The 16,454-nt window shown below is 75.0% G+C and carries 11 protein-coding genes and 1 pseudogene; 1 reads left to right on the top strand and 11 read right to left on the bottom strand.

All coding sequences use genetic code 11. The annotated features are described in order from the left end of the window. Positions 1-186: 186 nt before the first annotated feature. The gene (locus OG332_RS44410) at positions 187-1,452 is read right to left on the bottom strand and encodes an amidohydrolase (protein WP_442816311.1); all 1,266 of its coding nucleotides are present in this window, start codon (positions 1,450-1,452) and stop codon (positions 187-189) included. A 163-nt stretch (positions 1,453-1,615) separates the two neighbouring features. On the opposite strand from OG332_RS44410, the gene OG332_RS44405 reads away from it, so the two are divergent. Then, positions 1,616-1,789, top strand: a complete 174-nt coding sequence (locus tag OG332_RS44405) for a thiazolylpeptide-type bacteriocin (protein ID WP_007268044.1) — start codon at positions 1,616-1,618, stop codon at positions 1,787-1,789. Positions 1,790-1,865: 76 nt separating this feature from the next. Here OG332_RS44405 and OG332_RS44400 read toward each other — a convergent pair whose 3' ends face one another. From OG332_RS44400 to OG332_RS44355, 10 genes and pseudogenes are all read right to left on the bottom strand, one after another. Beyond that, on the bottom strand, positions 1,866-3,803 hold the full coding sequence (locus OG332_RS44400) for a TOMM precursor leader peptide-binding protein (protein ID WP_327418765.1): 1,938 nt from the start codon (positions 3,801-3,803) through the stop codon (positions 1,866-1,868). Then, positions 3,800-4,555, bottom strand: coding sequence for an ABC transporter permease (locus OG332_RS44395; RefSeq protein ID WP_327418764.1), 756 nt, complete (start codon positions 4,553-4,555; stop codon positions 3,800-3,802). The genes OG332_RS44400 and OG332_RS44395 overlap by 4 nt, the downstream gene beginning before the upstream one ends. Continuing rightward, positions 4,552-5,535 carry an ABC transporter ATP-binding protein gene (locus OG332_RS44390; protein WP_327418763.1) on the bottom strand — a complete coding sequence of 328 codons (984 nt, stop codon included), beginning with the start codon at positions 5,533-5,535 and terminating at the stop codon, positions 4,552-4,554. The genes OG332_RS44395 and OG332_RS44390 overlap by 4 nt, the downstream gene beginning before the upstream one ends. Positions 5,536-5,581: 46 nt before the next feature. Beyond that, positions 5,582-6,712, bottom strand: a complete 1,131-nt coding sequence (locus OG332_RS44385; RefSeq protein ID WP_327418762.1) for a M50 family metallopeptidase — start codon at positions 6,710-6,712, stop codon at positions 5,582-5,584. Beyond that, the gene (locus tag OG332_RS44380) at positions 6,709-7,818 is read right to left on the bottom strand and encodes a lantibiotic dehydratase C-terminal domain-containing protein (protein ID WP_327418761.1); all 1,110 of its coding nucleotides are present in this window, start codon (positions 7,816-7,818) and stop codon (positions 6,709-6,711) included. Before OG332_RS44380 ends, OG332_RS44385 begins: the two co-directional genes overlap by 4 nt. After that, a complete protein-coding gene (locus OG332_RS44375) occupies positions 7,806-9,890 on the bottom strand; it encodes a lantibiotic dehydratase (RefSeq protein ID WP_327418760.1) in 2,085 nt (694 codons plus the stop codon). The genes OG332_RS44380 and OG332_RS44375 overlap by 13 nt, the downstream gene beginning before the upstream one ends. 88 nt (positions 9,891-9,978) lie before the next feature. Then, a pseudogene (locus tag OG332_RS44370) lies at positions 9,979-10,548 on the bottom strand (lantibiotic dehydratase); the annotation flags it as partial. A gap of 47 nt (positions 10,549-10,595) precedes the next feature. Further along, the gene (locus OG332_RS44365) at positions 10,596-12,194 is read right to left on the bottom strand and encodes a SagB family peptide dehydrogenase (RefSeq protein WP_327418759.1); all 1,599 of its coding nucleotides are present in this window, start codon (positions 12,192-12,194) and stop codon (positions 10,596-10,598) included. Between the two features lie 44 nt (positions 12,195-12,238). Beyond that, on the bottom strand, positions 12,239-14,242 hold the full coding sequence (locus tag OG332_RS44360) for a TOMM precursor leader peptide-binding protein (protein ID WP_327418758.1): 2,004 nt from the start codon (positions 14,240-14,242) through the stop codon (positions 12,239-12,241). Next, positions 14,232-16,454 carry a TOMM precursor leader peptide-binding protein gene (locus OG332_RS44355; protein WP_327418757.1) on the bottom strand — a complete coding sequence of 741 codons (2,223 nt, stop codon included), beginning with the start codon at positions 16,452-16,454 and terminating at the stop codon, positions 14,232-14,234. Before OG332_RS44355 ends, OG332_RS44360 begins: the two co-directional genes overlap by 11 nt.

Raw genomic sequence — 16,454 nt, 5'->3', positions numbered from 1 at the left:
GCCGTCCAGTCGTGGGGGAACGCGCGCGAGCGGCGGAGCCGTTCGAGGTCGGGGATCGTCCGCGCGGGCGGCGCCCTCGCCCACGCCGCCCCGCTCGTGGACCGGCTGTGCGAGCAGCACGGGCACGGCCACGACCACGGCCGAAGACGCGGGCCCGGACACCGGAACTCCGCTCCCCCGCCTCCGTCAGGGTGGACCGAGCCGGGCCAGTGCCGCGCTCGTCAGGGCGCGGATGCCGGCCGGCAGGGCGGTGCGGGCGTCGGGGGCGAAGTCCGGTGCGTGGTTGGCCGGCAGGGCGGCCAGCTTCTCGGCCGCCGTCGTTCCGGGGGCGCGGGACCATGCGGCCGGGCCGACCGTGCCGAGCATCCAGTAGCCGAGCCGGATGCCCCGCTCGCCGTGCACGTCCAGGCCCGCGTCGCCGAACAGGGCGAAGTCCTCCGTCGCGAGCGAGGGCGGCCACATCGTCACCCGCTCCGGTCCGAACTCGGCCGCGTGCGCCTCCCGTAGGGCCGCAGTGGCCCCCGGATCGGGGTGGGTGACCGGGGAGGCGGAGGTCCGGACGATCTCTGGCTCCCGGGGGCAGGCCGCGGCCGCGCACTCGGCGCGGACGATCCGCTCGACGGACTCGGCCGCCCGGGCCAGCGAGGACTCGCTCACCGCCCTGACGGTGAGGGCCAGTTCGGCGCGGTCCGGAATGACGTTCGCCCGGTCGCCGGCCCGGAACGAGCCGACGGTCACCGCCACCTGCTCCGCCGGGGCGGCCTCCCGCGCCACCACCGTCTGGAGCCGGGTCACCACGTGGGCCGCCGCCACCACGGGGTCCACGGCGAGGTGCGGGGCGCCCGCGTGCCCGCCCCGGCCGTGCACGACCACCCGGAAGGTGACGCTGCCGGCCGTCACGGGCCCGTACGCGTGCGCGACCATCCCGGCCGGCAGCGGCGCGGCGTGCTGGGCGAGGGCCTCGTCCGGGCGGCCGAACCGCCGGTAGAGGCCGTCGGCCAGCATCGCCCGGGCCCCTTCGAGGGTCTCCTCGGCCGGCTGTCCCACCACCAGGAGGGTGCCGCGCCAGGCCTGTGGCGCGCCGGCCAGCAGCGCGGCGGTGCCCGCCGCCGTGGCCAGGTGCAGATCGTGCCCGCAGGCGTGGGCCGCCTCGCCGTCGGCCGCGTACGGCAGCCCGCTCGTCTCCCGCACGGGCAGGGCGTCGAGTTCGGCCCGCAGCAGGACCGTGGGGCCGTCGCCGTTGCGCAGCACCCCGGCGACGCCGTGTCCGCCGATGCCGCGCGTGGTCGCGCAGCCCGCCGACTCCAGTCGCCGGGCGAAACGTTCCGCGGTGCGCCGTTCCGCTCCGGACAGCTCCGGATCCCGGTGCAGTTCCAGGTAGAACGTCGTCATGTCGCGCAGGTGCGCGTCCAGTCGGGCGAGGGCGAGCGGTGCGGGTGCGTGGCCGGTCATCCCGCCATGATCGGCCGGCGGGGCGGGAGCGGGTAGGACAGGGCGCTGACATCTCGTGTCAGCGGAGTGTCAGCGGTACGACGGGTCCGCTGCAGGCGGCACCGGTTCTGATGGGTGCGGGCACGGCACAGTCCGTGCCGGCCCCCACGCAGAAGGAGTCATCATGGAGAAGTCGCCGCTCGCCTCGCTCGCGGACGAGATCCTGGAGCTGGAGTCCGAGACCTTCGAGATCTCGGACTACTCGGACGCCAGCGAGGTCGTGCTCGCCGGTTCCACGAGCTGCAGCTCCACCTCGACGTGTTCCTCGACCACCAGCACCACCTCCTGCTCCGCCTGACCCGTCGGGCAGCGGACGCACGGATGCCCCGGCCCTCGCCCATGCGAGGACCGGGGCATCCGCCCGTGTGCGGGAGCTACGGGAAGGGGTGCGGGACCCTGCGGATGTCCGCGTCGGTGAGGTCGGCCGCCCGCAGCCCCGCGCGCCGCGGCGCGCTCCGCAGGCGCGGCAGGTGCGGGGCCCGCTGCCGGGACCAGCCGAAGTCGATCGGCACCAGCCCGGGCACCACCGCGCAGACCGTGTGCAGCCCGATCCGCCGCTGTTCCGGCGTGGTCTGGTCGACGACGATCACGTCGTGGCCCGCCCCCGTCAACTCGTCCACGACGCACAGCAGATCGTCGCGCAGATCGCCGGTCCGCGGCCGCCCGTGCTCCGTCCAGGACCGGTACGCGTCGTCCATCGCGCGCACGGCCGCCGGCTCCCGGTAGGGCCGCACGTGCTCCGCCATGGCCGGCAGCCCGTACAGCTGGGCGTGGTCCTTCAGGTGCAGGACGCGGCTGAAGTCCCCCGCCATCGCCTCCAGTTCGCCGCGCCGCTCCTCGACCTGGCGGGGCAGGTGCGGAATGTACGTGAGCACCTCCGACAGGGCCGCCTCCACGGCCGTCGCGGGGTCGAGCGCGGCTCCGGCGCCGAAGGAGAACAGTCCCGGGCCGCCGTCGCGCCGCACCGCGAGCCCGGTCACGACGGGCACGGCCAGGTCGATGCGGTTGTCGAAGGCGTGCACGTCGTACCCCTGGAGCGCCGCCCGGTCGGCCATCGTGCGCACCGCCGTTCCCGGCACCGTCGCCAGGTCGATCTCGGTCAGCGGCAGTCCGGCATACCAGGCGATCAGGAACGCGTCCCGTTCCACGAGTTCGAGCAGCGCGCCCAGCAGCGCCTCCTCCGGGCAGCTGCCGATGGCGCAGCCGTTGGAGCACTCGAAGACGAAGTTGTCGGCGGCGACCCCCGCGCTGTAGTGCACCAGCCGGGCCGGGACCAGGAGGGGGCGGTCGTCGCGCAGCGAGTGCCCGTACACCCACGGGATCGGCCGCTCCGGGTCGAAGGGGGACACGAGCGGGTCGTCGCGGTAGGTCCCGGGGGCGTAGAAGCCGCACTCGGCCGGATCGAGCGCGCGCTCGCCCAGTTCTGCGTACGAGGCGGTGAGCAGGGTGTTCCCGGTGCGGCGGTGGGTGCCGGCGTACCGTTCCAGCCCCTCCAGGTGGGCGAGGTCGCGGCTCGCGGTGAAGCTGTTGGCCTGCCCGCTCCAGGTGACGTCGGTCAGTCCCGCGTACCCGCGCATGAAGGCGCTCCCCGCGACCGGGGCGGTGGTCGGCGAGGTGACGCCCAGCCAGGTGCCGCCGCCGAGCACCCCCGTCACCGGATTGGCCAGGGCCGCGTACGGCATCGGGTACGAGGAGGCGGCCCGCAGCCGCTGCGCGCCCGGGTCGGGCTTGGGCCGGGACGCGGGCGCGAAGGGCCGCGGTGCGTCGGTGCCCCGGGGGCCGCAGTCCGGGCACAGCGGGTCGGCCAGCAGGGGGTACGTGCGGATCCGCAGCGTCCCCAGGTCCAGCCGGGACACCTGGGGCAGGGTCCGGTCTGAGGCCTCCCCTGCGGGTGCGCCGGCCCGGCCGCCGTGGACGGCCTCGTGCAGCGCGTACACCGCGTCGTGCGCGTACGGGGACAGCCGCGGCCACTCGGGGCCGGCGGGCGTGCCCGGCCCGAGGCCGGTCTCCAGTGCGTCGCGCTCGCTGCGGCTGCGCAGCCGCTGGCGGCGCATGGCCAGGCACTGGCCGCACGCCGGTGCGGTGCCGTCACCGCCCCAGGGGCCGACGAGCACCTCGCGCGCCGTGAGGTGCACGCTCGCGCCGGGCCGGACCGTCGCGAACGGATCGGCGGTGCGCGGCCCCAGGGCGTCGTGGACGCCCAGGGTCACCACGACGGCGCCGAGCGGCTCCAGCGCCCGGGCGAGGTCCCGCCTCGCCGCCTCCAGGGGCGTCCCGTCGGGGGCGAGCGGACGTGCGGAGGTCGTCTTCATGTCCGGTTGCTCCAGCGGAAGGTCTTCAGCCCGATCGCACCGAAGAGGAGGGCGAAGCCGAGCAGGGCCGCCCATCCGGTCCAGATGGCGGTGAGGGAGCCGGTGCCGGTGAGCGCGCCGGTCGCCGCGTCGTTCAGGTAGCGCAGCGGCAGCACGCGCGAGACGGACCGGAGCCACGACGGCATCATGTCGAGCGGCAGGAACGAGCCGGACAGGAACGCCATCGGCACCATCAGGCAGTTGGCGATGGCGGCCACGGCCTCCGGGGTGTTCGCGTACGTGCCGACGATCACGCCGATCGCGAGGAACGCCGTGATTCCCAGGACCAGGGCGGGCAGCACCAGCGGCCAGCGCCCGTCCAGGACCAGCCCGAACCCGGGGAGCATCGCCACGGCGACGAACACCGCGGCCTGCACCACGCCCACGGCCAGGGCCAGCACGTACCGCGAGGCGAGCACGGTGGTCAGCGGGGTCGGGGTCAGCCGGATCAGCCGGAGCAGGTCGTCGCGCCGCCACTGCATGAGCGTGAACGCGATGCCGAAGACGGCCGCGTTGGCGACGCCCCACGACATCACCCCGGGCGCGATGTACGAGATGTAGGGGCGGCCGGTCTCCGCGACGTCCTGCCCGCTGAAGATCAGGCCGAAGACGACCAGGAAGAGGAGCGGGAAGGCGAAGGTGAAGAAGAGGGTGGCCTTGTCCCGGACCTGCGCCCGGTAGCCGGCTGCGGTCAGGGCCGTGTATGCGCTCATGCCTGGTGCTCCGTCTGCGTGTGGGGGCCTGCCTGGGGGCCGATCCGGGGGCCGGGGTGTGCTGCGGCGCCGGTGAGTTCGAGGTAGACGTCCTCCAGCGTCGCCGTACGGGTCATCACCCCGTCCAGCCCCGTGAGTGCGTCCACGGCCTGGAGCACCCTGCCCGGCGCCGTGGTCTCCAGCACCAGGGAGCCGCCCTGGAGGACGGCCCGGTCCACACCCGGCAGCGCCGCGGCCTCGTCGACGGCGATCCGGCCCACCGGCAGCAGCAGGCGCGACGGCGCACCGGCCGCGGCGACCAGCCGGTGCGGCGAGTCGAGGGCGGCGATCCGGCCGCCGACGAGGATCGCGACGCGGTCGCACAACGCCTCGGCCTCGTCGAGGTGATGGGTCGTGTAGACGATGGTCCGGCCCGCGCTCTTGAGGGCGCGCAGCACCTCCCACAGATCGCGGCGGGCCTGGGGGTCCAGGGCGGCGGTCGGCTCGTCCAGGAAGATCAGCTCCGGGCTGTGGACGAGGGCGGAGGCGATGGCCAGGCGCTGGCGCTGGCCGCCGGAGAGGTTCTCCACCATGACGTCGCGCTGCTCGGTGAGCCCGACGCTGTCCAGCGTGCGGTCGGCGGCCGCGGGGTCGCAGCGGTAGAGGCCGGCGACCGTGACGAGGTGCTCGCGCGCGCTCTGCCGTACGAAGAAGGCCGAGGCCTGGGTCTGCACTCCCATGCGGGGCAGCAGGGCGGTGTTGCGGGGCCAGGGGCTCTGGCCGAGGACGCGGACCGTGCCGTCGTCGGCCTGCCGCAGCCCCTCCATGATCTCTATGAGGGTGGTCTTGCCCGCTCCGTTGGGGCCGAGCAGCCCGAAGAACTCGCCGCGGCGCACGTCGAGGGACACCCCGTCCACCGCCCTGCGGTCGCCGTAGCGTTTGTGTACGTCCTGGACGGCGATGGCCGGGGAGTCGGGCGGCTGGGTGCTGTCAGTTGTCATGGGTCGTGCGTCCCTCTGTGTGTCGTGCTTGATTCGGTTCGTGGGGTCAGGTGGTGACGGCGTACCAGACGGCTCCCGTGAGGCCGGCCGCCAGCAGGAGGACGAGCACGGCGGAACCGATGCCGTATCCGAGGTAGAGCCGGCGGGCTCTCGGCGGGTACGCGGCGGCGGCCGCCCGGTCGCGGACCCGCAGACGCAGGTACCCCGAACTGGCGGGCGCCAGCCGTGTCACGCGCAGGCCGTGGCCGAGCATCGTGTAGCCGTCCAGCGGTGGCAGGGGGATCAGGTTGACGAGTGCCTGCGCGCTGCCGGCGAGCAGGAGCGCGGCGAGCATCCGCCGGGTGGGGTCGCCCCCGGGCAGCGCGGCCCACCAGGCGAAGAAGGGCAGCAGGAACAGCAGGTTCGCGAAGGCACCCGCGGAGGCGACCGCCACCTGGTGCCGACGTCGTTCCAGGAAGCGGTAGTTGTCCACGGTGCAGTACATGATGGCGGCGGGCAGCCGCCACCGCAGACCGATCTCGCCCACGGTGCCGCCGACGTGGCGGGCCGCGACGCCGTGCGCGAACTCGTGCACGGCCGTGCTCAGCCACATGAGCGTGGCCACCGCCGTCAGGGCTGCCGGATGGCGCAGCAACCACCCGAAGGCGTCGGCGAGTTCACCGAACGACGCCGCCAGTACGACCTCCATGGCGAGGCAGCCCAGAAGCAGGGGGCCGAGCACCACGGGGTGCAGCAGCGGGCGCAGTGCGCGGTGCAGCCGGGCCGTGGTGGCGTCGGCGTCCGCGACCAGGCGCAGCGTGCCGCGGAGCAGCGTGCCCTGCAGTGGTCCGCCGGGCGGCGCGGGTGCGGGCGGCGGCGGGCCGCCCGCGAGCAGCCGGCGGGTGCCGAGCAGGGCCAGCAACTGCTGCCAGTTGCCCTCGCCGAGCCGCCGCCCGAAGGCGTGTCCGTACTCGGTGCCGATCTCGGCCAGGCTGCGGGAGCCGTCCAGCCGCGAGACGAGGAAGAACTCCTTGGGTCCGATCTCGAACGAGGCTCCGGACACCGGGTCCTTGACCAGGTGGACGGTGGCCGGCCCGTCGAGCAGCGGGGCGGACAGCAGGACTTCGGGCCGCAGCGCGGGCCGGTGTTCCAGCAGCCCGGCCGGGCCCGGCGCGGGGGTGGGTGCGGGGCCGGTCACGGGGCGACCGCCTCGCCCTCGGTCCGGCCCTCGCTCCTGCGCTCACCCTCGCCCTTGCTCTCCCGCAGTACCCGGCCCAGCAGATGGGCCAGGTACGCCTCGTCGCGGATGGTGACGTGCAGTCGGTTGTTGGTCATGTGCATATACGGGGACAGCAGCAGCGGCAGGGCCACGGCGGGATCCGTCACCTGCTCGTCGCGGGTGCCGTCCCACGAGCGGAAGACCAGGTCCCCGGCGACGGCGAGCGCCTGCGCGCGCTCGCGCAGCTCCCGGCAGTGCTCCGCCCATCCGGCGAGGAAGGCCGGCAGCCGGCGGGTCTCTCCGGAGGCGAGCGCCTCGCGCACGGCGGTGAAGCGGCGGCCGAGCCCGGGCGCGGTCTGCTCGTAGGTCCGGTCGTACTCCTCGGAGCCGATGAACCCGGTGCCGGGAAAGGCCTGGTGCCAGAACTCGTAGTACCGGTCGAGGTACCCCGTGAGTTCCTCGCGCCCCGGCAGGAAGACGCCCGCCATGACCATCATCAGCTGGGCGGAGGTGCCGAGCAGGACGGTCCGCAGGTGCAGGTTCATGCGGTGCAGGGCATCGATGACCAGATCGCTGGAGCGGGCGAAATGCCATTCGGCGAGTTCGACGCCGGCCGGGCCGCCGTACTTCCCGAACTCGGGCTCGTACGGTTCCCGGGAACACGAATTGTTCGGCCGCAGGTTCATCCGGCCGTCGGGGCCCATGAATGCGGCGCGGTCGCCCTCCGGGAACTCGATGTCGAACAGCGTGTTGTAGAACTCGTTGAGGAATCCGGAGTCGACTTCGTACAGGGCCGGCCGGGCCTTGAGGAACGCGGCGACCGCCTCCTCGGCGCGCCGCCGCACCTCGGGCCCGGCTTCGGGTGTGGCCGGCCGCAGCCTCAGTCGTACGTGCGGCCCTTCCAGCCAGTAGTTGATGAAGAAGTGCCCGGCGAGCAGCCCGTCGGCGGTGAGCCCGGCGATCAGCGGCCGGACGCACTGCACCAGCAGGGGCTGCGGGTTGGCGGCGTAGAAGATGTGCAGGGCCTGCCAGGCGCCGCGGGTCTCGGCGGGTGCGCCGGGGGTGGACGGGGTCAGCTCGGACATCGCGTGCCGCCTTCCTGGTCTCGGATGGTCGTGGTGAAGGTCTCGACGGCCAGTTCGGCGACGTGGGCGCCGCGCGCCGAGTGCACGTGCAGGCCGTCGGGGTCGGGGAGCATCTCGCGGAAGACGACCCGGTGCGCCGGTTCGCGCAGCAGCGTCTCGAAGGCCGCGAGCGAGAGCAGGCTCGCGAAGTCCACGTACTGCGGCTTGGCCCCGGCGGCCGAGGGGCCTGCCGAGACGGTCGCGAAGACCTGCTCCGGCAGGCCGTGGGCGCGGCGCCAGCGCTGCCAGTCGAGGAAGTGTCCGGCCTCCCGGGCCCCCTGGACGGGCAGGCCGCCCGCCGTGGTGGTCCAGCTGCGCCGGCTGAGCACGAGGTCGCCGTGCACCACCCGGGGCCGGGCGGTCACGTCGTCGCGCGCCGGCCCCTCGGGCACGCCGGCCCACACGTCGAGCGGCGACATCGACGACGGGGACAGCAGCAGGAGCGTGCGCGGGATCGCGGGCAGCGCGAGCGGCACCAGGTAGCCGAGGTACACGGGGATCACCTGGCAGCCCAGCCGCCGCGAACGCAGCACCACCCGCCCGGTCGCCGGCACGTGCTCGGCGTACAGGTCGTCGAGGTGGAGCCGGCGCTCCGGCGGGAGCGTGCCACTCTCGCCGGGGCAGACGATCTCGTAGTCGGTCAGCCGGCCGTGGAGGTTGAGATTGGTGGTGACCGGGCCGCCGGTGACCTCGGCGAGGACCGCGCCGGGCGGGGTGATCCGGTCTGCCGTGGCCCGCAGTTCCGCGGAGAAGCCGGGCTCCGACCCACCCGGCCCGTCGTGCACGTGCGTGAACCGGCTGAAGGGGAAGGACAGTCCACCGTACGAGCGGTTCAGCACGGTCAGCGGGCTGCCGTCGGCGGGATCGACGGCGAGCTGGAGGTGGTGGCACCGGGGCGCGAAGTCAGGTGTCACCGCGCCGAGTTCGTCCGCGACCGCCGTCAGGTCCGCCTCGTCGAGGCGAAGGACGTCGGTGCCCTCGTACGCCGCCCAGGCCTGCCGCATCCGGCCGGTGAACGCCCGGCGCGCCGCGTCCAGGGCCCGGATGCCCGGCAGGCCCAGCCAGTTCTCCTCGGGCACGTATGCGCCGTGCTCGTCGAAGGGCGTGCGGCGCGCGGTGAACGACAGGTACTGGTCGAAGAAGTCCTCGTGGAAATCGTGCACCAGCCCCAGCAGGTCCTCGCAGCGGCCGCCGGCGCCGTACCGCGCGGTGAAGAACCCCTCGAAGGTGATCCGCTGGGCCAGTGTGAGGTCGAAGGCGGGCAGGATCCGCTCGACCGCGCGCAGCGCCGCCCAGTCCCGGGGCGGGCAGGGCAGGTCGCGGCCCGCGCTCACGTCCTCGTACAGCAGGGTCTGCGGCAGGGCCGCTTCCGGTGCGCCGAGTTCCTCCTGGACCCGGTGCAGCCCGGTGCGCAGCACCCGTAGCAGCCCGGCCCGTTCCGCGTGCCCGGCCGTGGGGTAGGCCGCCAGGGCTGCCGCGGGCGCTTCGAGCAGGGCGGCGAGCCGGTCGGCCCAAGGCCGCTCCAGCGAGGTCAGCGACTGCTGGAAGGAGCGCAGCGGGTCGCCGCTGTGCACCTCGGTGTCGAGGCAGGGCACGCGCACCACGCCGAGCTGGAGGAGGGCGCAGACGTACGCCTCGCAGTCGGCGGGGTCGGCTGCGTGCTCGGCTGCCAGCCAGTCGGCCAGCTCCTGGTGCCGCAGCTCGGGACGCTCGGCGAACAGGCCGAGGAGGCGGTCGAGGGTGCCGCTGCGGCGCAGGAAGAACAGCCGGTCCTTGACCGCGTCGAAGGTGACGGCGGCTGCGTCGTCGCCCGCGGTGACCGAGCGCCGCACGTAGCGGATCCGGTCCTCCTCGCGGCCCCAGCCCGAGGCCGGGCGCAGCGGCAGGTCCCGGCGGCGGACGGGATCGGCCAGGATCAGCTCCGCGAGCCGGGCGAGGACGACGACGTTGAGGCGGACGTGGCTGGTCCATTCGTCGGCCACCCGCATGCCGTCCGCTCCGGCACGGCCCGCGCCGGCAACCTGTTCCCGCACCGCCTGTTCCCGCACCGCCTGCTCCGGCACCGTCCGTGAAGCGGCCGGTCGCCACCGCGGTGAAGGTGCTGAAGGGGCTGGTCTTGCAGGCCGTGCGGTACACGTACGAGAGGACCGCCCGCTCGGCCTTGCGTGCCCGCCCGGTCGGCACGCCCTCGGTGCGCGCATAGCCGTCCAGCTGGCCCTCGAGCACCGGGGAGGCCAGCAGCAGACCGAGCCGCAGCCGGTCGTCTGCCACCAGCTGACGCAGTGCGGCCCGGTTGCGGGCCAGGTCCGCGGTGAGCAGCGGCCGACCCTGGGCCAGCAGCTTGTCGAGCAGCCGGCGCCGGTGCAGCCAGCCGGCCAACTGCTCTGCGGAGGCCTCGTCCACGACCGCGACGGCCTCCACGGCCGTCTCCGTCGAGGTGTCCGGACGGGCCGGCAGCCGGCCGTTGTGGATCTGGCGGCGCAGCCGCAGCAGTGCGCGGCGCCGGAGCGCGCCCGGGCCGTCCGGGGCCGGGTCGGTGGCTCCGACGGCCCCGTGGAGCACGTCGCCGAGCCGCGCGGCGCCCTCGCGCAGTGCCGCCTCGGCGGTGAGGACGTCCTCGGCCCAGCGGCGGGTGTCCGCGGCGCACAGGGCGTCGACCGCGGCCAGCGGCAGCCCCGCGACCCGCAGCATGAACCGGTCGCCCGCGTGCCACTCGGTGGTGTTCATGGTCCCTCCCTTCAGGCTATTTCGTGGCGGAAGTCGGCCGGCCGCGGGCGCTCGTGGCCCAGCAGCATGATCAGCAGGGGTGCCTCGCCGGTTCCGGTCAGCCCCAACTCCTCGACGTACGCGATGTTGTCGAAGCCGAGCGCGACGCCGGCGCCCAGGCCGAGGGCCGCGGCGGTGGTGTAGAAGGTCTGCGCGACGGCGCCGATGGTGCCGCCGACGAGGCGGTAGCCGCGGTCGCCCACGGTGTCCAGGACCGCCGTGGTGCGGACCGTCGGGACGAGCACCGCGCCGGCCTGTTCCAGGTTGTAGTTGGAGAGGAAGTAGGTGCGCTGGAGGAAGGGGCCCGGTGGGCCCGGTTTCACCAGGCGCAGGGTGTGCGCGGCGGGATCGTAAGCGTACGCGCCGGGGGCGATGCCCTCGACGTGGTTGACGAACGCGTACAGCGAGGTCAGCGGGGGGCCGTCCGGGCGTTCGGCCTCCGTGCCGTACCGGGTGGCCGCGCAGTCGGCCAGCGCGGCGGCGAACTGGTCGGCCTCGACCGGCCGGGAGGCGTCGAAGCGGCCGAAGCTGCTGCGGCGTTCGCGCAGGGCCCGCCCGGTGCCGGCCGGCGGCGCGGGGGGCGGCGGCAGCGGCTGGGGTTCGGCGCCCCGCGGCGGGAACGCGGCGGCCTGCTCCAGCAGGCCCACCGCCGGTCGGTCGGCGGCCCGCCCGGCGGTGGCCTCGTGTATGCGCAGCAGCGTCTCGAACACGAGGACCTGCCGGGAGCGTTCGACGTCCCGGTGGCGGACGACGGCGTCCGCGGCGCCGACCGCCCCGGGCACCGGCACGCTCTCGCCCGGCGCCGTCGCGCTCTCCCCCGGCTCCGTCCCGCTTTCCCACGTCAGCGGCACGACCGCGAAGACGCCCTCCTCCTCGGGCGCCACGCCCAGCAGCCGGGCCAGCCTCTCCTCGTCGAACCACAGCACCGGGTCGATCCGCAGCCCGTACTGCGCCGCCCACAGGCGCCAGGTCTGCACCAGCGCACCCACGTCCATGCTCACGGCGTGGAAGGAGAAGCTGTTGTACTTGAACGCGTTCTGCCAGTACTTGACGCTGAGGACGAGGTACTGCGTGGCCTCCGCGGCCGCCCCCGCTCCGGGGCCGAGGGCTACCCTGACCTGCCCGGTGACATCGCCCGTCAGCAGGCGTCGCAGCCCGTGCTGGTGCGGCGCGTAGTGGTAGAGCCCCGGTGTCAGCGGCCCGCCCGGCCCGGCCGCCCAGTGGACGGCCACCGGGTAGAGCCCGCCGCCCGAGGCGGTGCCCCGCGACCAGTTCGCATGCGTGTAGTGCGGCAGCGCGGCCAGGTCGGTGTTGGCCTGGACCGCGAGACGCCGTCCGGTCAGCCCGTACGAGTCCCCGAGCAGCCCGGACAGCAGCGGCAGGGTGAACCCCGTCGCAGGCCGCTGCGCCACTGCGTCCGTCAGCGCAGCCGGTAGCGGTAGCGATTCGGCGTCCGGGTGGAACTTGGCCTTGCGGGGCCGGTCGGCCCAGTCGGGCACGAAGTCGACGGGCTCCATCGGTACCCGGCCGCGGTGCATGATCGCGTGGGCGTAGACATGGGCGTAGCCCATGGGTCCTCCTACGTTCGGGTGGGACGCCGGTGGCGGCGGCCGGGTCAGGGGAAGGGGTGGGGGGCCGGGTTCAGGTCGCCGGCCTCCAGCGCGCGCTCGCGCAGCCCGGCGGTGAACAGGGCCGTCCGCATCCGCGGCATGCCGAGGGCCCGCTGCCGGGACCACCCGAAGTCGATGGGGAGCAGCCCGGGGACGAGCACGCTCATGGTGTGCAGGCCGAGGGCCCGCTGCTCGGGCATCGTCTGGTCGACGACCACGACGTCGAAGCCCTCCGCCGTCACCGCCGACACGCACCGTTCGAGATCCGTGCGCACGTCCTCGGAAGCGGCAGAGCCCCATGCGTCGGGCCACCGCAGGTCGGCCACCGTTCGCGGGCGCTCGGGCTCCCGGCCGGGCGGACGCAGCAGGAAGTCCGCGTGCCGGCCCATCTCCGGGATCCCGTACACGAGCGGATGGTCGTGCAGCGCCGTGACCAGGCCGAAGTCGGCTGCCATGGCGCGCAGCCGGGCCTCGTCGCGCTCGGTGCGCCCGGGCAGGTTGACGGCGTCCGTGGCGATTTCGCAGAGCGCCGAGTCCAGGGCGGACTCCGGGTCGAGACCGGCTCCCGCACCGAAGCACATCCGGCCGGGGCCGCCGTCGAAGCGCTCGGCCACCGCCGTCACGACGGGGATGGGGAAGGTGATCCTGGTGTCGAAGAACCGGGCCCGGTAGCCGTACATCGCCAGCCGGTCGACCATCGCGCGGGTCGACGGCCGGGAGCTGCTCGCCGGGTCGATCTCGGGGAGCGGCTGCTGCCCGTACCAGGTGAGCAGGAAGGCGTCGCGTTCCACGACCTCCATGAGCCCGAAGTAGACGGCCTCGGCCGTACTGCCCCCGGAGGCACAGCCGTTGGAGCTCTCCTGAACGAACCGGTTCTCCAGGCCGGGCGCGTGATAGTACGTCAGGATCTCCGGGACCAGGCGGGGCACCCGGTCGCGCAGCGACCAGCCCCACACCCAGGCGATCTCCCGGTCCGGCTCGAAGGGGCGCACGCGCGGGTTCTCCCGGTGGAAGGCCTCGCTGTACAGCCCGACATCCCGCGGGTCGACGGCGTCGGCCCCGAACCGGTTCAGCGAACCGGTGACGCTCGTGGTCCTCGCCCGCGCCCGCATCCCGGCGTAGCGCTCCAGCCCCTCCAGCACCCCCACGTGCGCGCTGCGCGCGAAGGAGTCGGTGTGGCCGCCCCAGAACGTCTCGCGCAGGTACGCGCCCGAGCGCATCGAGAAGCAGCCGATGGTCGCGGAGGTGGAGGTGGAGGAGACGTCCTGGACGAGGGAGGGCCCCAGTGCCCCGCACAGCGGGTTCGCGAAGGCCGCCACGTCGATGCCGTACGACTCGACGGGGCGGGTGCGGAAGACCCCGGGCCGGTACTTCGGCGCGGGCGCCAGCGCCGGCACCGCCCCTTCCGCGGTGTCCTCCCCCGGCGCCGCGCACACCGGGCACTCGGGGTCGGGGACCAGCGGGTACCTGCGTACGCGGCCGGTCCGCAGGTCCAGCAGCCGGACCTCGGGAAAGCCACCGCCGCCGGTCACCGGGTCGCCGGGCCGCTGATCGTGGGCCGCTGCGACCAGGGCCGCCAGCGCCTGGGCGGCGAAGGCGTGCGCGTACGGCGAGTCGCCGGCGGCCAGCGTGCCGCCGCCGAGTTCCAGGGCGTCGCGGAGCGCGACGGACCGTACCGCCTGCCAGCGGCGTTCCAGACACCGGGCACAGCCACCGGGCGGCCCGACGACGGCTTGGTGGCCGTACAGGTGGACGGGGACGGCCGCCCCGTCGCCCGACGCGGGGGCGGGCCGGGCGAAGGCGTCGCCGAACCCGAGGGCGGCCAGCGTCACCCTAGGCCCGCCGAGCAGGCCGAGGGCGCGCTCCAGCAGCGCGGTGAAGCGGGCCGCCGCGTCCGGGCCGAGCGCGTCGGCGACCTCGGGGCCGGCGGTCAGCCGGTCGGCGGCCTGCGGCGGCGTGTGCAGCGGGTCCGTGGTCAGCGGATCGGTGGTCAGCGGATCAGTGGTCATCGCCCGGCTCCTGGGCGGCGGCGGTGAGCAGCACTCTGGCGGTGTGCAGTCCGGCCGAGGCCAGATCCGGGGCCCCGGTGGGGACGACGTAGGCGTCACGGCCCGTCGCCCGCAGCCGGTCCAGCACCGCGGACCAGCCGGCGACCTCGCCGCCGGCCACGGGCCGGGCGTCGGCGGACACCGTGAGCGTGCGGGCGTCGAGGTCCCTCAGCAGCGGATCACCGGTGTCGGCCGGTCCGCCGGGCGCGGCGTCGTCCCGCTCGTACTGCACGGCGCCCAGCAGGTCCCGCAGCGCGGCCACCGTCGCCGCCTGCCGGTCCAGGTCCGCGCCCGCGGCCCAGCGCGCCCCCGCCCGCGCGAGCAGCACCTGTGCCCCGGAGCGTGCGCCCTCGCCGAGGTCCAGGAGCTCGACGTCCAGGCCGAGGCGCTCCGCCGACCGTACGAGGAAGGCGAGCTCGGCATCGGGCGTCTCGTCCGTCAGCGGTACGGGCGCGGCCGCGGCCCCGCGCACAGCCCGCAGCAGGGCGTCGTGCGCCAGGGCGGACAGCAGTCCCGCGGCGGCCGCGTCGGCGGGCGAGGGTCCGGCGCCGGCGCCGGCCCGGGTGCGCTCGAAGAGCCGGTCGCCGTTGTGCGGGCCGAAGGGGCGGACCGCACCCGCGGGCACGAGCACGGGCTCCTTCGTGACGAGCGAGACGGCCTGCTGCCAGGCGCCGGCCGTGCCCGGCAGACCGGAGGCGACGGTCAGCGAGCCCTCCGCGACAGCCCCTTCGGCGCGGGCCACGACACCGTGGGCGGGGACGACGTGCTCGGCGTAGACCACGGCCGCGGCGTCCAGCGCGCGCATCCGCGCCCCGGCGACGTGGTGGACGTCGAAGGCCGCGATCGCCCGGGGGCCCGCGTGGCCGATGCCCAGTTCCACCACACCGAGTTTGAGGGGGAGCTGGGTGAGCGGCTCGTCCGCGTAGCGGGTGAACACGCCGGCGTACGGACGGACGAGTGCGGAGCGCCGGTTCAACTCCTCGACCAGGGCGTCCGCTTCGCGCGCGGTCTCCAGGGTGGGCAGGGCGGGCGTCCCGGTGGTGCCTGCCGAGGAGAGGTCCACGGGCGCCACGGCCTCCCGCGCCGCCTCCTCGCCCGGCGCGCAGAACGGGCACCGCGGGTGTGCGAGGAGCGGCTCCGCCGTGACGTCCAGCGAGGCCATGTCCTGCACGATCACCTGGCCGGCGGTCTCGGCGGGCAGGGCTCCCGAGGTGGTGCGGAAGACCTCGTACCCCAGGAGGTTGCCGATCATCGCGGCCAGCGGCCGCCCGGGCTCCGGGCCAGCCGCCGCGGGGCTGCCGGGCAGGGCCAGCGTGCTCCACAGCTCGGCCGCGGCAGCGGTGTCGCGGCCCACGGCAGCGCCGAGCCGGAGCGCGGCGCAGGTCCAGCAGCCGGGGGTGCCGGAGGCCATCAGGGGGCCGATCACGGCGTCGGAGCCGTAGGACCAGGCCGGGAGGAGGGTGCGGCCGGCCGGGATGCCGGCGCGCAGCAGCGGCAGCAGCCGGGCGGGGGCGGTCCGGCCGCCGGTGACCACCACGAGGTCGTAGTCGGCCAGTTCGGTCCAGGTGGGCTCGTGGCCGGCGGCCGGGAGCAGCGTGCGGAGCTCGACCGGGCAGCCGTCGGCGACGGCTTCCGCGGCCTCCGCATCGAGCGCCGAGGTGCCCGGGCCCGGCAGTACGCCGACGACCGCGCAGCCGTTGCGTATCAGGCTCGACGCGCACCAGCGGGCCACGTCGTCCTCGCCGAGTACGGCCACCCGGGTCTCCCGGAAGCGCAGGAACCGGGCCTCGGCGTCGTCGGCGTAGTGGTCGGCGTAGGCGATCTGCGGGGCGTACCGACGGGCCACGTCCGGAGCGGGCACCGCCTGCCCGGCCGCCGGTACGGCGGGCGTGGTGACGGGCCGGGCGAAGTCCCGTTCGTACAGGGTCCGGACGAGGTCGCCGACCATCGTCCGCTGCGCCTCGCCGAGACCCCGGCACAGGTCGGCGACCGAGTGCTCGCCGGTGAGGTGGGGGACGATCAGCGTCGCGAAGCGGTACGCGGACTTGGCCGTGAGGCGGAAGCCGCCGTCCGCGTTGTGGAACAGCACGCCGTCCGGCGTCTCGGTGAACAGCACGTCCCGGCGGATCCGGGGATGGGTCGCGGCAACGGCTTGATAGCTGGCGTGGGCCAT

Source organism: Streptomyces sp. NBC_01233 (assembly GCF_035989305.1).
GTDB lineage: Bacteria > Actinomycetota > Actinomycetes > Streptomycetales > Streptomycetaceae > Streptomyces.
Note: the sequence above shows the minus strand (reverse complement) of the source record. Positions and strands in the feature narration are given on the sequence as shown.

Excerpts from the sequence above, each read along its gene's own strand:
- OG332_RS44380 (WP_327418761.1), bottom strand. The coding sequence starts at position 7,818 with ATGTCCGAGCTGACCCCGTCCACCCCCGGCGCACCCGCCGAGACCCGC.
- OG332_RS44400 (WP_327418765.1), bottom strand. The coding sequence starts at position 3,803 with ATGAAGACGACCTCCGCACGTCCGCTCGCCCCCGACGGGACGCCCCTG.
- OG332_RS44395 (WP_327418764.1), bottom strand. The coding sequence starts at position 4,555 with ATGAGCGCATACACGGCCCTGACCGCAGCCGGCTACCGGGCGCAGGTC.
- OG332_RS44390 (WP_327418763.1), bottom strand. The coding sequence starts at position 5,535 with ATGACAACTGACAGCACCCAGCCGCCCGACTCCCCGGCCATCGCCGTC.
- OG332_RS44365 (WP_327418759.1), bottom strand. The coding sequence starts at position 12,194 with ATGGGCTACGCCCATGTCTACGCCCACGCGATCATGCACCGCGGCCGG.
- OG332_RS44360 (WP_327418758.1), bottom strand. The coding sequence starts at position 14,242 with ATGACCACTGATCCGCTGACCACCGATCCGCTGACCACGGACCCGCTG.
- OG332_RS44410 (WP_442816311.1), bottom strand. The coding sequence starts at position 1,452 with ATGACCGGCCACGCACCCGCACCGCTCGCCCTCGCCCGACTGGACGCG.
- OG332_RS44405 (WP_007268044.1), top strand. The coding sequence starts at position 1,616 with ATGGAGAAGTCGCCGCTCGCCTCGCTCGCGGACGAGATCCTGGAGCTG.
- OG332_RS44355 (WP_327418757.1), bottom strand. The coding sequence starts at position 16,454 with ATGGCCCACGCCAGCTATCAAGCCGTTGCCGCGACCCATCCCCGGATC.